Here is a 16,009-nt window from a genome sequence, read left to right on the forward strand (position 1 = left end):
AGAAGACTATTTATCAACACAAAACCTTAATAAAAGCCTTTTTTTTTCTAAAAATAGAAAGAGGCTATCTCAAATTACTTTTGAGACAGCCTCTTGCGAAAATATATCTCTTTAAAAAACCTTATTTTCCGAATATTCCCCTCCAGATATCCAGCCCGTTGGCGAACAGCAGTAATCCCAGCAGGATCACCATACCCACGATCTGTGCATATTCCAGGAACTTCTCACTAGGCTTGCGGCCGGTGATGATTTCGTATAGCAGGAATAATACGTGGCCGCCATCCAGCGCCGGAATTGGCAGGATGTTCATAAATGCCAGGATGATAGACAGGAAAGCAGTGAGCTGCCAGAAGTCCAGCCAGTTCCACTGGTCAGGGAACAGTTTGGCAATGCTACCGAAACCACCGAGGGATTCAGTCACCTTCACTTCTTTGGAAACGAAGAGCAAACGCAGCTGCAGTACGTAAGAATTCAGTTTATCCACACCCATTCTTACACCGGCAGGAATGGATTCAAAGAAATTGTATGGAATAGTCACTGCGGTATATGGCAGCACGTTCAGCTTACCGGTAGTATCCAGCGCCGGGTGCAGCATCACGGTATCAGTGCCTCTGAGCACCTGCAGGTCAATCGTTTTGCTTTTCTGGTTTTTCATTTCCGCCAGGAACGATTTCACGTTTGGCGTTGCGACCCCGTTTACGGCCAGCATGCGGTCTTCCGGCTTCAGGCCGGCTTTGGCACCTGCACCATCTTCGAGGATATGACGCGCTACGTAAGGTACTGTGTCAGGCATATATGGCGCGATAAAAGAGCCACCGCCTTTCATGATACCCATAACGCGACGAATAAATCCATCCGGAATGGTAACGTTTACAGGCTGGCCATTTCTATCCACCTGGATGGTTTTGCTACCATGCAGGATCATATACACGGGAATTTTTTCGAATTCCTTTACTTCCTTGTTATCGATGGAAACGATTTTATCGCCATCCTGCAAACCAATGCTTTTACCGAGTGAATCCACCTGAATACCGTATGGCAGGTCTTTCACCGGCATATAGGTATAACCGTTAGACCAGAGGATCATGGCGTAGATGAAGAAAGCGAGGAGGATATTGACGGTAACGCCACCAATCATGATGATGAGTCGCTGCCAGGCCGGCTTGGCCCTGAACTCCCAGGACTGTGGCGGCTTGGCCATCTGTTCCTTATCCATACTTTCATCGATCATCCCGGATATTTTCACATAACCTCCCAGGGGAAGCCATCCGATACCATATTCGGTTTCGCCTTTTTTGATTTTAAAGAGAGAAAACCAGGGGTCGAAGAACAGGTAGAATTTCTCTACGCGTGTTTTGAACAACTTGGCAGGGATAAAGTGGCCTAACTCATGCAGTACCACCAGTATAGAGAGCGACAGTATAAGCTGTCCGCCCTTCACCAATATTAGCTCTAATGTCATTTAATTAATTTCTGCTTTTATTCTGCCTGTTAAGATATCCGATTTACCAGATATAATGGCAAAATGTGTTGTTAATTTTTGAATGCGGTTAGATTACAATAGAATTTATTAAAGAAGCCGCATGCTCCCTTGCTGCAGTATCACATTCATAATAATCGTGCAGGGTAGGCTTTTCTACAAATGGTATTTTCACCATGGTTTCTTCAATTACTTCTGTCATTTGCAGGAATCCGATCCTGTTTTTCAGGAAGGCGTTCACTACTTCTTCATTGGCCGCATTCATAACGCAGGCAGCGTTTCCGCCTTTGTACATTGCCTCCATGGCGATGGCAAGGTTACGGAAAGTTTTAGTATCCGGCTGTTCAAATGTGAGGGACGGATAATTCCTGAAGTTAAACCGCGGGAAGTCGTTCTGCAGGCGGTCAGGGAAGCCTAATGCGTATTGAATAGGCAGTTTCATATCCGGCAGTCCCATCTGCGCTTTGAGTGAGCCATCTACAAACTGCACCATAGAGTGAATGATGGATTGCGGATGGATGACTACTTCAATATCTTCCGGTTTAAGGCCAAACAACCACCTGGCTTCGATCATTTCCAGCCCTTTATTCATGAGGGTGGCGGAGTCGATGGTGATTTTAGCGCCCATGCTCCAGTTAGGATGCTGCAGAGCGTGGTCTTTTTTTACATTGATGAGGAAGTTCGGTTTTTTACCGAGGAAAGGCCCACCTGAAGCGGTGAGGATCACTTTTTCCAGTTTCGACATCGGTTCTCCGAGGAGGCACTGGAAAATAGCGGAATGCTCAGAATCTACCGGGATGACAGGTACATTCTTACGGGCAGCGGCTGCCATCACGATATCCCCTGCACATACGAGGGTTTCCTTATTGGCCAGGGCCACCGGAATACCTTGTTCAATGGCCGCCATGGTAGGTGCAAGACCTGCAAATCCCATGATGGCTGCCAGCATCATATCGATGGAGTTCCAGGAGGCTACTTCCACCATTGATTTAGCGCCGGCAAATACTTTTATGCCTTTGTCAAATAATACATCTTTTACCTGCTTGTATTTCTCTTCGTTGCCGATGACTACAGCGTTAGGTTTGAATTTAAGTGCCTGTTCAATGAGCAGGTCAGCATTATTCTGTGCAGTCAGTACTTCCACACAAAATCTTTCGGGATGTGCCGCTATCACATCCAGTGCCTGAATGCCAATAGATCCTGTGGACCCGAAGATGGCAATTTTACGTTTGTTCATTACGGTTGTTTACGTTTTTACAGGTTACAAAAAATGAATGAACAGCTGCAGGATATGCTCCTGCAGCTGTTATAAAAAGTCCTTATGGGATACTATCATTGTAAATAATGGGCCAGTTCGTCTGCCAGTTTCCGGTCGTTACTCAGTCGTGGAACTTTGTTTTGTCCTCCCAGCTTACCTACTGATTTCATATAGTCGATAAAACCCTGGCGGCGTACAGGCCTGATTTTCAGCGGTTGAAGGATATTTCCGGACAAGAGGTCATCGTAGTAGATATTTTTTGCACGCATGTTCTCATCTACCTTTCTGGCAAAAGCCTCGAGGTTAGCCGGCATATTTTCAAACTCTACAAACCATTCATGATACGGCAATTCCCCGTTGGTTTGGACCATTGGCGCTACTGTAAATTCGGTGATGTGCAGGTTTTCTTCCTGTGCGGCTTTCATCAGACTAAACTCTACTTCTTCTCCGATCACATGTTCTCCAAACGCAGAAATGAAGTGTTTAATGCGGCCTGTCACCAGAATTTTATATGGATTGGTGGAGATGAATTTGATGGTATCACCAATATTATATCCCCACAAACCAGCATTATTGTTAATAATGAGGGCGTAATTTACGCCAACCTGTACATCTTTGAGCGATAAGCGGGTAGGATTTTCGTTAAAAATCTCTCCTGCCGGAACAAACTCGTAATAGATGCCGGAGTTGGTGTTGAGCAGCAGCCCTTCCTGTTCCTGTGAGTCCTGGAAGGCGAAAAAGCCTTCGGAGGCAGGAAAAGTTTCGATGGTATGGATAGGTGCACCGATGGAAGCCATCAGTTTGGCCCGGTAGGGTTCAAAGTTTACCCCGCCGTATACCATTACATCGAAGTTTTTAAAGATTTCACGGATGCGTTTGCCATCGGTACGCTCCATCAGTCGGTCGAAATACATCTGTACCCAGGGTGGTATGCCGCTGATGAGGGTCATATCCTGGTGGATGGTTTCTTCCACTATTTTGTCCAGCTTGGTTTCCCAGTCTTCAATACAATTTGTTTCATAGGAAGGGAGCTGATTGGTACGGAGGTATCGCGGAATGTGGTGATTTACGATTCCGGAGAGCCTGCCGGTGGGGATGCCTCCTACTCTTTCGAGTTCCGGGGAGCCGGACAGGAAGATCATTTTTCCGTCGGCAAAGCGGCTGTTCCCGGTTTCTCCCATATAGTTCAGCAGTGCGTTACGGGCTGTATCGATATGGTTGGAGATGGAATCCTTTGAGATCGGGATATATTTGACGCCACTGGTAGTACCGGAGGTTTTGGCGAGATAAATCGGCTGTCCTTTCCAGAGAACGTTCTGTTTACCCTGCTTGATTCTTTCTATATAAGGTTTATACTGTTCGTAGTCACGGATAGGGATGGCCTGTTTAAACTCATCATAATTATTAACAGCCTCCAATTTATGTTCCGCGCCGAATTCTGTTTTTCGTCCTGTTTTGATCAGCTCCTCCAGGATATGCTCCTGGTCTTCTACCGCCCTGAACATTTCCTTCTTTATCTTGCTATGGACGATAGAAGCAAATGGTTTGGCCAGCAGTGATTTAAACTTCATGCCACTTTATTTTATGATTGAAAGATTGGACATCTATTATATTATAGTGTAAACGACAAATGTATATAAAAATGCGTTGCCTTTTGCAGTAAAAAAGATGTTTTAAAGTTTGGTAAGAAAATGTTAAAAAAATCTAAAATTCAGGAAAGTACGTATCTTTGAAAAGATTAAGTTTTATTGGGTTGAATACATTATTTTACGCATTCGAATTAAAAAATGCAGGAAAACTTTGTCAATTCGATAAACAAATGTTACTTTTGCGGAAATTATATTTTGGATAATTATGTTTGCAGTTGTAAAAATCGCAGGTCAGCAATTTAAAGTACAAAAAGACCAGGAAATTTTTGTACAGCAGTTACAAGGAAATATCGGAGATAAAGTGGAGTTTTCTGATGTACTGTTGACAGATAACGCTGGTACGCTGGCTGTAGGTACTGATGTAAAATCAGTAGTAAAAGCAGAAATCTTAGGATTTGTTCAGGGTGATAAAGTTATCGCTTTCAAAATGAAGAGAAGAAAAGGCTTCAGAAAGAAAGTTGGTCACCGTACCCACTTTACTAAGATCAGAATCAATGAAATAGCTTAATTTGTACGTTAAGCTCAACTTATTTTTAGACAAAGTTTTTTTAAAGTTATTATACAATGGCACATAAAAAAGGTGAAGGTAGTGTAAAGAACGGCCGTGACTCCCAAAGCAAAAGGCTGGGCGTTAAAATTTTCGGTGGTCAACCTGCCATTTCTGGTAACATCATCGTTCGCCAGAGAGGTACTGTTTACCATCCAGGTTCAAATGTAGGCATTGGTAAAGATTTTACCATTTTCGCAGTAGCTGACGGTGTTGTGGAATTCAGAAAAGGTCGCGAAAACAAAACCTACGTTTCTGTTAAAGCATTTGACACCACTGCTCAGGCGGAAGCCTAATCAGTGTTTGCCATAAAGTTTTTTTATACCCAATTATTTTTTACTAACCCAAATTCAAAAAACAATGGCAACAATTAAAAAAGCGGCTAAAAAAGCTGCGCCTAAAAAAGCTGCTGCTAAGAAAGCCGCTCCTAAAAAAGCTGCTGCTAAGAAAGCTGCTCCTAAAAAAGCTGCTGCTAAGAAAGCCGCTCCTAAAAAAGCTGCTGCTAAGAAAGCTGCTCCTAAAAAAGCTGCTGCTAAGAAAGCCGCTCCTAAAAAAGCTGCTGCTAAGAAAGCTGCTCCTAAAAAAGCTGCTGCTAAGAAAGCCGCTCCTAAAAAAGCTGCTGCTAAGAAAGCCGCTCCTAAAAAGAAAGCTGCTGCTAAGAAAGCTGCTCCTAAAAAGAAAGCTGCTGCTAAGAAAGCCGCTCCTAAAAAAGCTGCTCCTAAAAAGAAAGCCGCTGCTAAGAAAAAAGCAGCTGCTCCTGCACCAGCTCCAGCTCCAGCAAATCCAGCTAACTAAGACCGGATTTACAAAATGTAGTTATAAGGGTTCTGATGTTCTTCATCAGAACCTTTTTCTTTTGCCCCAAACAGCGGAGTCGGTCACCGGCTGATGTACTTTATGTTTACGACAAACAATACACAAACCTTTGCCGCTCACCTGCTTTGCTGCTCCTCTGTTTACGACAAACAACAACACACTACCCTTTGCTGCTTACCTGCTTTGCTGCTCCTTTGTTTACGACAAACAACAACACACCAGCCTTTGCTGCTTACCTGCTTTGCCACTTTGCGAGAAAAAAGATCGCTCCAAAGGCGCCGAAGGCGCCTTAAACTAAATAAGGCTTTGCGAGCTTAAGACCACCCCCTTCTCCGCGGGTAAAAATGTCAAAATTATGCCGCGCTGCGTGAAAAAAACCTCGCCCCAAATCCGCCGAAGGCGGACAAGAAACCGTAATTTTATTCCATGGACAATTACGCAATAGCCGATAACTTCGCCCTGCTCTCCAAACTCATGGATATCCACGGCGAAAACAGTTTCAAAGCAAAATCATTTGCATCAGCAGCATTTACTATAGAAAAATTACCCGCACAACTCAAGGATACCCCTCCCGATCAAATATTCAAGATCAAAGGCATAGGCGAATCCACCGGAAAAGCCATCCTCGAAATGCTGGAAAAACAACAATTCGCCCTCCTGGACCACTACATCGAGGTCACCCCGCCAGGCATCCTCGAAATCATGAAAATCAAAGGCCTCGGACCTAAAAAGATCGCTACCATCTGGAAAGAACTGGAAGTGGAATCCATGGGTGAACTCCTGTACGCCTGTAACGAAAACCGCCTCCTCCTGCTCAAAGGATTCGGCCAGAAAACACAGGAAAACGTAAAGCAGAATATAGAATTCTATCTCTCCAATAAACACCGCTTCTTATATGCTGAAGTGGAAAAAATCGGGAAAGACCTGGAAAAACAACTGCAAACACTGTTTGCTCCTGCTCCCGTAAGCCTCACCGGTGCCTTCCGCAGAAATGCAGTTATCATCGACGAAATAGAAGTGCTCATCGCCGCCTCTACCAACAATATCCAGGAACAGCTGTCGCTGCTCCCGGGCTTCCACCTCGAAGCCAGCAACGATACCCACCTGGTATGGACCAACGAAGAAAAAGTTAAAGTGATCACCCACTCCTGCATGCAGGCAGCCTTCTATTCCCAACTTTTCCTTACCACCGGCTCCGCCGCGTTTATAGATAAATTCAACGCCAACGGCGGCCATACCGCCATTGAAGGCGCTGCCAGCGAAGAAGAGATCTTCAGCAAAGCAGATATGGACTACATTCTCCCCTGCTTACGGGAAGGCATCCACGAAATTGAACAGGCCCGTAGCCGCCAACTCCCACAGCTGATACAGCCGGAAGATATCAAAGGTATCATCCACTCCCACAGCCAGTGGAGCGATGGCCTCAATACCCTCGAGGAAATGGCCACCGCAGCGAGAAAACAAGGTTTTGAATACCTCGTTATCAGCGACCACTCCCGCTCCGCATTCTACGCCAACGGCCTCAATGTTGAACGCGTACTCGCCCAGCAATCGCAGATAGATGAGCTCAATACCAAAATGGCGCCGTTTAAAATCTTTAAAAGCATTGAAGCGGATATACTCAACGATGGCAACCTCGATTACCCGGATGAAATCCTGGCAACATTCGATATGGTCATCGCATCCGTACACTCCACGCTGAAAATGACGGAGGAAAAAGCCATGGCGCGACTCCTCAAAGCCATCGAAAATCCATATACGACTATACTCGGGCATATGACCGGCCGACTCCTGTTGAGCCGCAACGGTTATCCAGTAGATCATAAGAAGATTATCGACGCCTGCGCCGCCAACAACGTAGTGATTGAATTGAATGCGCACCCGCGCCGGCTCGACATCGACTGGACCTGGCTGCACTATGCCATTGAAAAAAATGTGCTGATATCCATTGACCCGGATGCACACAGTGTGGAAGGATTCCATGATACCTACTATGGTACGCTGGCCGCGCAAAAAGGAGGAATTACCAAAGCAAACAATCTGAGCAGCTTCTCTGTTGACATGCTGAACACCTTCCTCTCCGAAAGGAAAAAACAGAAAAATCTGATCTCATGACATTATTGGCCCTGGCCGTAGCACCGGGATTGGCAATCTCCCTGCTTATCTATGCCCTCGATAAATACGATCGTGAGCCCGTGGGCCTGCTCCTGAAAAGCTTTATACTGGGAATGGCCTGCATCGTGCTGCCGCTTGCCTTTCAGGCGGGAGCACTGCTGCTTGGCTTTCGTGAAACCGGCGGTACACTGCTCAATACTGCTTTTTTTGCCTATTGCATCGTAGGCCTGTCCGAAGAAACCGCGAAGTTCCTCGTCCTATACCTCTACGCCTATCCCAAAAAAGCTTTCAATGAGCCCTTTGATGGCATCGTGTACGCGGTGATGATAGGTATGGGCTTCGCAACGCTCGAAAATATCGCATACGTAGGGCAATATGGCTTCGGAACCGGCGTAGCACGCATGTTCCTGTCCGTGCCGGCACATGCTGCATTTGCGGTGCTTATGGGGTATTACGTGGGCCTGGCAAAGTTCATTCCGCAGAAGAAGCATCACCTGCTCCGTAAAGGACTACTGATTGCGATCTTCTTCCACGGTACCTACGATTTCTTCCTGTTTACAGGCAACAACATTTTCCTGCTGGGCGCAGCGGTAGTAACGCTGATTTTTGCCATCAGGAACGCTATCAGGGCCATCAGGAAAGACAGGACCCTCTCCGAAAAGCTGTATGATAATCACTACTTCAGTGAAGACGACAACCGGGGCCAAAGCTAAGCATCCATGCCATCTCCCCATAATTCAGTAATTTGACGTTTCAACGATAACCAGTTCCCATGAAACTAATATATGTTACCGACGCCCTTTGCGGATGGTGCTATGGTTTTACCCCCGTAGTACAACAATTGCAGGCAGCACATCCCGACATGGAAGTTGAAGTGCTCTCCGGCGGTATGATCCTCGGTGCCAACCGCCGCCCATGGTCGGCCATGCAGGCTTACATCCAGCAGGCACATAAATCAGTAGAAGAGATGACAGGGGTACAGTTTGGCGAGCCTTTTCTCCATACCCTGCTGGCATCCGATGAAAAGATGGATTCGGAAAAACCCGCGGTAGCGCTGACAGTGTTTAAACAATATCTCCCTGAAAAAGCACTGGATTTTGTACACGATATCCAGGTAGCACTCAACTACAAAGGCGAAAGCTTAAACGACGACGAAACCTACCGCCGCCTGGTGGAAAAGTATAACCTGCCTGCCGAAGAATTCCTGCAAAAAATGAACGACGAAAAAATGCGTTACGAAACACAGCAGGAGTTCCAGGTGGTCCAAAACTGGGGCATCACCGGATTTCCGGCAGCCATCCTGGATGCCAACGATCAGCTGTACCTCTGCGCCAGAGGCTTTACTCCACTCGATCGGCTACAGCAAACCATTGATAATATTCTCGCAGAAATAAACAGTAAAAAATAAAATGCTTCAAGTACGCCTGGCCAACACCAATGACATTGCACTGATACAAGCATTGGCCGATAAAGTATGGCCACAAACCTATCAGTCCATATTAAGCCCGGAGCAGCTCACGTTCATGCTGGATATGATGTACAGCAACGAGGCTTTAATACAGCAAATGACAGAAAAGCAACACCAGTTCCTCATCATGACGGACGATGAGCAGCCTGTAGCTTATGCCTCCTACAGCACCACAAACGATCCTGCCGTATATAAACTGCATAAGATCTACCTCGATCCTGCCTGCCAGGGAAAAGGTGCCGGTAAATTTTTGATCAACACTATCGCGGATATGGTGAAAGAAAAAGGAGCCGAAATCCTGGAGCTGGACGTAAACCGCTTCAATAAAGCACTCCATTTCTACGAAAAAGTGGGGTTTACGGTCGTAAAAGAGAAAAATACGGATATCGGTAATGGCTTCCTGATGGAAGACTATGTAATGCAACGTTCATTGGTATAAAATAAAAAAGCCCGGTAAGGATATACCAGGCTTATTCCCAAGTTAACCATTAAAAGACACAACTCTTTATTAAGTTTCTTTACGATTGTTATAAATATTGCAATTCAAAAAATGAAGGGTTCATTTTTCTATCGCTGTTTGATTCGATGAGGTAACCACCAACAGACGCTGACCTTCTTAGGGCCAATTGAATATCATGTGGGGTTAGCACTCAGCTTTTATTCATCCTGCTATTGTGTTGAAACATCTGATGAAAAAAAACATGACAATCTTTTACAGTCGAAAAAAGAACTTGATTTATTCTAAGGATATAGTAGTTTCTAAATCGCTTTAATTCATATACGCGAAGTATAATCCCTTTGGATTTTACAGATGAAGATATTTTTATAATTTCTTTTTATTAATCCGTAAGTATCTGTTTTTCATTTTGATCCACTGCCTTCGGCAGTGGATCAAAATGAGATTGGCGGGACCGGAGGTCCCGCCAATCTCATAAAGCAAAAAAATCCCGCATAGATAACTATGCGGGACAGTAGGTGCTTGAGTGCGTATATCGGTTAATTAATCAAGCCGGGCTTATTTAGCTGTTATTACGGCACCATTCTCGTCGTTATCATCGTCGTGGATAACGGCAACAGCTTTATTCAGTTTCAGATCCGGTGCAATGCTGAGTTTACCTGCATTAAGAGCAGCCGTAGCATCACGCAGTTTCACCGCTACCAGCGCATCATTTTCCTTGATACGGTCGTTCACCAACGCTACCTGTATATCAGTTTCGCTGAATGCACAGTCGCCGGTGATTTTCACCATGTCGCCGTTCATGATCACGTAATCCTTACCATATATAGCGGTAGACAAGGAATCCACACCGAAGTAAATGTTGATATCACTACCGGTACAGTTGGTTTGTACGGACTGATCGGAAGCTTTCACCAGGATACATTTGAACATGCTTACCGGGGCGGTGGCAGATTCGTTGGCATCTGTGAGGCGAACCAGGGTAATATGCGCTGCCTGATCCTGGATATACTGTGAAGCGGAAATGCTGGTTACATCACCATTGTAGCCTACGATCGCTTCATTTTCCGCTTTGATTTCGCTCAGGACCAGCACCACTGTTTCGGCCAGTTCGAAGCGGTTATCATCTTTCACTTTTACATTCAGATTAGCGGTACTTGCAGCGGTATCGATTACAAACGGCGCTTTGATGCTGTTTACAAAATCCTGTCCTGGTAAGGCAGTGCCGTTACCGAACTTATAAGTCAATCGAACCGGTTTATTAGTGGCGTTGATCAGCGGCGTTCCATCTCTCTTAAATAAACCAGCGGAAAATACTACATCTGTGGCTGGTTCTGCACCATTGTTTCCACCAATGAATTTCACAATGGCCGGTTGGTCCAGGATCGTTACTTCTCCTTTTGATTTAGTGAGATATAACTCACTCGCATCCAGGATTTCCACGTGGAAGGCTTCTTTACCCTCCAGCAGGTTATCACTTTTTACAGGAATCTGAATGGTTTTGGAGATGATAGCGCCGGCGGCAAACTCGGATGGCACGAAAGAAATCGTTCCTTCGGTAGCATCAAAGTCGCCAGTGCTGGCACCACCTTTATGCGGAATAGTTTTGTAATGCACGTTTACGGGCGTACGAACACCATTATTGCGCAGGAAGCCTGACAGGGTAATGGTGAGCGAAGCGTTGGATAAGCCATTCAGTGGCTCAGACACTGCGATGTCGTTAATAGAAACACCATGGCTGATTTTGATGATACGGTTGCCATCTTCATCGCCACCACCGGCAGCAATGATTTCGCCGCTAGGGCTCATCAGCAGCGCTGCGAGGGAAGTTTTCGCATCATACTTACCCAGCTGCTTGTCGAACATTTGTTCGCCATCAGGGCTGAATTTAGTGAGGCGGTAACCATCTCTGGCTACCACGCAGATTTCATCATCTTCGGTGAGCAGTAAGTGCTGGAATACAGTACCTGCATTTTTGTTAACCACTTCCATTCCATCAGGCAGCAGTTTCACAATTTTACCGGTGTTGGTGCTGGTGTTACCACCGGTAGCCACCACTTTACCGTTTTTACCTACTTCCAGGGCGTACAGGGCTGCATCTACTTCTTTGTTGAACAGCTCTGTACCGTCAGGACGTAGCTTCACGATGCGGCCTCTTTCTCTTTCCTCCGCGCAGGCGAAGATCTGACCGAGGTCGTTTACACGCATGGCATTAAACTTACCATCCACGGTGCTATATTCTTTATCGAATACCACCTGGCCTTCGGCATTTATTTTAGCAATGCGGCTGGCGTTACCGGTACCATAGGCACCACCGCCCATGGCCAGTACAGAACCATCTTCCAGGAGCATCATTTCTTCAAATATAGCACCTGGTTTGCCGAAGCTCAGTTCATATTGTTTTTCACCTTTGCCGTCTACTTTTACGAGTACTGCTTTACCCTGGCCATCACCAACGTCGCCCCCCACGGCAATGATATTTTCATCCTCATCAATCAGCACATTGTTGAATACGTTATGTGCGCCAAAGCCTTTGTCGAAAATGATTTTGCCGTCAGCACCCATTTTAGTGATGCGTGCCTGTGCAGGTTTGCTACCGTCCACTCCTACAGTGATATAGTTGCCATGACGGTCGGTAATTACTTTTGTAAAGAAGCCACCCTGGCCATTTCCGATGCTTTTATCGAAAATCACTTCACCGGCGGAATTCAGTTTGGTGATACGTGCGTTGCCATATGCGATGGTACCGCCACCTACTGCCACCAGCTCGTTTTTAGGCAGTAACAGCATATCCTGGTATGCTACCAGACCGCCTTTATTCAGTTTGGCATTATAAATAAGGTTTCCGGTAGGAGATAACTTGGTTATACAACCGTTATCAGATCCTCCTCCGATAGCAACAATCGAGTTGTTGTCGGCGATTGCCAGTTTCTTATACTGGTTTTTCACTGCACTGAAACTCTTGTTGAACACTACTGGCATTTCCTGGGCAATGGCCTGTGAGCCGACAGCCAGAAAAAGCATTAAGGAAGCAATCTTGTTCATTTCTGTAATTTTGATATACGCTAAATTGATACTTACAATATTTTCACTTCACAGCGGCGGTTCACTCCCTGCAACTGGATATAGATATCCCTGTCGTTGTCGATGTTGAACTGGCCTGCCACCCACACCGGCTTCGTTGAGCCGTAATAGTTAATCCTGATTTTATCCGCATCCACTCCCCTGCTTTTCAGGCATTCCTGGATGTATACTGCCCTGTTTTTGGACAGCGCCAGGTTATACTTTTCGTCGCCAATCACATCTGCATGGCCGTTGATCAGGATCAGGCGCTGCGGATGCTGCTTCCATACACCAAAGATGGAGTCCAGTTTTTTCCATTCCTGGTCCAGTGGTATATAGGAATTCAGGTCGAAATAAATGATGCCTGGCACAGTGAGCAGCATATTGGCAGCACGCATGATACTGTCCAGTCTGGCTGCAGAAATCCCGTTTATTTGCTGTAAACCTGAAGTTTCTGGCTTTTTCGTGGTGGCATTACCGTTAGCGGTGCTGGTTTTCGTGGCAGCGTTGGCGTTATGCTGCTGCCAGGCCACCACTTCCGGGTTGCTGTTCACTGCCTTTTCGGGGGCAGGTTTGGCAACAGGGGCAGCAGCCACTGCTTTTGCCGCAGCTGCCTGCGGACTACCGGCGTCGTATTGCCAGGAGATCATTTCCGGGCCTGCGCTGTTGGCAGCAGAGTTTCCATAGTCGATGGTGGTGCGGGAATCCGTTACCACCACTGTTTCTGGTGCTTTCTGTACTGGCTTGTCCGGCTGAACGGTGTCTTTGATGATGAGATTGTCGTAACGTGCATCGCCTATAATGGTTTCCTGACGGCGATCGTCAGCTTTCACTACGGTAAGGGACAAGTTTTCATCTTTAGGTGCATCCGGGTTGGATATGCCTACATCTTTCAAAGGATCATTGTTCAGGCTCATCACATAAATATGGTCGTTGTCGTGTACACCCGAGCGATCGGAGGTAAAGTAGAGCAACCATTTTTTGTCATCGAGCACCGGGTTCAGGTCGTCGAACTGTGTATTTACCGGGAATGGTAAATGTTCGGGGGCCTTATCCGGCTCATTGGTATTTATCACGAATATATCCAGGCCACCAAATCCTTCCAGGCCATTGGAGGAGAAAAACAATTTCTCACCGCTGATGAAAGGATAGAGCTCATTTCCGTTGGTATTGACTTTCGGCCCCAAATTTACAGGAGCTTTCCAGCGCTTTTCGTTGGCATCCCAGTCGGCATAGTAGATGTCGGTGCCTCCAAGGCCACCCGGCATATCGGATGCAAAGTACAAACGTTTACCGTCAGGAGCAACTGAAGGATGTAAAATTGAAACGGCACTGCCTATTTTGCCAATTTCCACCGGCAGCGGACGGCTCCAGGAATTGTGTTCTGCCTGGAAGCTGGCTGCCAGCAGCTGGGTGCCGTTATTATAGTTGATAAATGAATTCTTCTCGTTTCTTACATCTGTAAACCGGTTGGAAGTATAAATCACTTTCTTACCTCCTTCAAAAAACGAAGCCGGTCCGATCTGTAAAATTCCTTTCAGGCTGTTGCTAAACGGGGCAACTCCTGATTCAGAGATCATATAGAGTTTCGAGTTAGTGTACAGCGATTGGGCATCCTTCTTCTTAATATCATTAGATAAGAAAACCAGGTTATCCTTATATAATGCCAGCCCGTACTGGTAGCCGGGCAGGTTGGTCTGCAAACTGTCCACCTTCATTTTGTCGGACTGATTGCGGGTAAAGAAGCTGTAATAATTTTCCAGGGAGCGCTGGATATTGGTAAAACGGGTATTGTCTGAATAACTGGCGGCGTATAATGTGGCTACTTCCTTCGCCTTGCCTATGCGGCCTGTTCTTTTCAGGAGGTCGGTGTAGGTAATAACGTCAGATACTTCAATATCCTTGCCTGGCTTATACAGTAGCTCATCGTACAGGGCGATGGTTTTCTCAAACTGCCGGGTTTCATTATAAACCCTTGCCAGCTGAAGCTTGGCTTTTCTCATCACCGCTTCACTACTTCCTTTATTAATTACTGTATTACACAGGGAGATGGCATGTTCATAGTCTTGTCGCTTCAGCAGTCTTTCCGCACGGTTTACTTTGGCCATATCGCCGAAGGAGCCGGCGGACTGGTTATTCACCACAGAGCAGGATGCTATTACCAGGACAGCACCAGGCAGGAGTATAAGGGATGTTAAGGTTTTCATTGGCATAGTATCATCAATTATACAATTAGAAATAACGCGGCGCCACCACTTTCCATTTATTCCAGGCAAAGCGGTAGTTGATCATTAACTCGTGCGATACGGTTTGCGCACCTCTAAGATTGGATTGCAACGGTGTATCATAGGAATAGCCTATCTGCAGATTTTTGGTCGCCTGGATTTGTACCAGCCCGGTGATCGTTTTTTCCGAACGCCAGGAAGCACCCAGCCAAACGAGGTTTTTAAGCAATACGTTGGCATTAATGTCGTACTCCAGGCCGGCGCCTGTAACGGCACGAAGCAGGAGATTAGGCTTGAATTTCACATCATCGGTAAGGGTAAACAGGTAGCCTGTTTGCAGATAATAGTGAGACTTAGCCGTCACCTTGTACAATTTCCCTCCCAAATCAAAGCTCTGAAAGGTAGGCGAAGATAAGCCAACAAAAAATCTATCCGTAAATAACATTAATCCAAATCCAACATCCGATTTCCAGTAGCTCTGATTTTGGGCAAATACCGGGTCGGTAGTGGAAAGGGAGCTGTTATCTTCCCTGTATTGGGCCATCCCACCTTTCAAACCGAGTGCTATATACACCTTTTCGTTCAGTTTTACACGTTGAGATATGTTGAAATTCAACTGGGTTTGTGAGTTGACCGTGATTTTTTCATTGATCATCGACACCCCCAAACTAGTATTGGTGGCTTTTATCGGCGTATAAAAAGAGGCCGATAAAGTTCTGGGGGCACCGTCCACGCCTACCCACTGGTTGCGGCCTACAGCCGTGAGGCTCGACGACTCGTCCATAGAAGGGTAGGCCGGATTGATCACCATACCGTTAAACATGTACTGCGAATAGATCGGCTCCTGTTGGGCCTGCACATAGGAGGCAGTGCCCAGCATTACCGAAAGAAAACAGCCTGTTCTTATCAAAAAGTTACGCATAGGTTCAAT

General features: G+C 46.1%; 13 protein-coding genes. 7 read left to right on the forward strand and 6 right to left on the reverse strand.

The annotated features are described in order from the left end of the window. Positions 1-121: 121 nt before the first annotated feature. The 3 genes from rseP to BUB18_RS00015 form a co-directional block, all read right to left on the reverse strand. Complete coding sequence (gene rseP, locus BUB18_RS00005) at positions 122-1,462, reverse strand: RIP metalloprotease RseP (RefSeq protein WP_073076826.1); 1,341 nt, start codon at positions 1,460-1,462, stop codon at positions 122-124. Positions 1,463-1,550: 88 nt separating this feature from the next. Further along, the gene (locus BUB18_RS00010) at positions 1,551-2,717 is read right to left on the reverse strand and encodes a 1-deoxy-D-xylulose-5-phosphate reductoisomerase (RefSeq protein WP_073076828.1); all 1,167 of its coding nucleotides are present in this window, start codon (positions 2,715-2,717) and stop codon (positions 1,551-1,553) included. A 95-nt stretch (positions 2,718-2,812) separates the two neighbouring features. Continuing rightward, entirely contained in the window at positions 2,813-4,309 is a 1,497-nt protein-coding gene (locus tag BUB18_RS00015) for a GH3 auxin-responsive promoter family protein (protein WP_073076830.1), read from the reverse strand. A gap of 283 nt (positions 4,310-4,592) precedes the next feature. On the opposite strand from BUB18_RS00015, the gene rplU reads away from it, so the two are divergent. From rplU to BUB18_RS00050, 7 genes are all read left to right on the forward strand, one after another. Then, a complete protein-coding gene (rplU, locus tag BUB18_RS00020) occupies positions 4,593-4,895 on the forward strand; it encodes a 50S ribosomal protein L21 (protein ID WP_073076831.1) in 303 nt (100 codons plus the stop codon). 56 nt (positions 4,896-4,951) lie between these two features. Then, the gene (gene rpmA, locus BUB18_RS00025; protein WP_073076832.1) at positions 4,952-5,230 is read left to right on the forward strand and encodes a 50S ribosomal protein L27; all 279 of its coding nucleotides are present in this window, start codon (positions 4,952-4,954) and stop codon (positions 5,228-5,230) included. A 52-nt stretch (positions 5,231-5,282) separates the two neighbouring features. Further along, positions 5,283-5,729 carry a hypothetical protein gene (locus BUB18_RS00030; RefSeq protein WP_262487657.1) on the forward strand — a complete coding sequence of 149 codons (447 nt, stop codon included), beginning with the start codon at positions 5,283-5,285 and terminating at the stop codon, positions 5,727-5,729. A gap of 447 nt (positions 5,730-6,176) precedes the next feature. Beyond that, positions 6,177-7,865: a DNA polymerase/3'-5' exonuclease PolX gene (locus tag BUB18_RS00035; protein WP_073076836.1), complete on the forward strand. Its 1,689-nt coding sequence runs from the start codon at positions 6,177-6,179 to the stop codon at positions 7,863-7,865. Further along, positions 7,862-8,578: a PrsW family intramembrane metalloprotease gene (locus BUB18_RS00040; RefSeq protein WP_073076837.1), complete on the forward strand. Its 717-nt coding sequence runs from the start codon at positions 7,862-7,864 to the stop codon at positions 8,576-8,578. The genes BUB18_RS00035 and BUB18_RS00040 overlap by 4 nt, the downstream gene beginning before the upstream one ends. A 59-nt stretch (positions 8,579-8,637) precedes the next feature. Beyond that, complete coding sequence (locus BUB18_RS00045; protein WP_073076839.1) at positions 8,638-9,273, forward strand: DsbA family protein; 636 nt, start codon at positions 8,638-8,640, stop codon at positions 9,271-9,273. Between the two features lies 1 nt (position 9,274). Then, entirely contained in the window at positions 9,275-9,772 is a 498-nt protein-coding gene (locus tag BUB18_RS00050) for a GNAT family N-acetyltransferase (RefSeq protein ID WP_073076841.1), read from the forward strand. Positions 9,773-10,348: 576 nt separating this feature from the next. On the opposite strand, the gene BUB18_RS00055 is transcribed toward BUB18_RS00050, so the two are convergent. The 3 genes from BUB18_RS00055 to BUB18_RS00065 are packed head-to-tail and all read right to left on the reverse strand — an operon-like array spanning position 10,349 to position 16,000. Beyond that, complete coding sequence (locus tag BUB18_RS00055) at positions 10,349-12,835, reverse strand: Calx-beta domain-containing protein (protein ID WP_073076843.1); 2,487 nt, start codon at positions 12,833-12,835, stop codon at positions 10,349-10,351. 32 nt (positions 12,836-12,867) lie between these two features. Next, positions 12,868-15,060 carry an OmpA family protein gene (locus tag BUB18_RS00060; RefSeq protein WP_073076845.1) on the reverse strand — a complete coding sequence of 731 codons (2,193 nt, stop codon included), beginning with the start codon at positions 15,058-15,060 and terminating at the stop codon, positions 12,868-12,870. 25 nt (positions 15,061-15,085) lie between these two features. Beyond that, a complete protein-coding gene (locus BUB18_RS00065) occupies positions 15,086-16,000 on the reverse strand; it encodes a PorP/SprF family type IX secretion system membrane protein (protein WP_073076847.1) in 915 nt (304 codons plus the stop codon). Positions 16,001-16,009 lie beyond the last annotated feature (9 nt).

Source organism: Chitinophaga jiangningensis, assembly GCF_900142605.1.
Lineage (GTDB): Bacteria > Bacteroidota > Bacteroidia > Chitinophagales > Chitinophagaceae > Chitinophaga > Chitinophaga jiangningensis.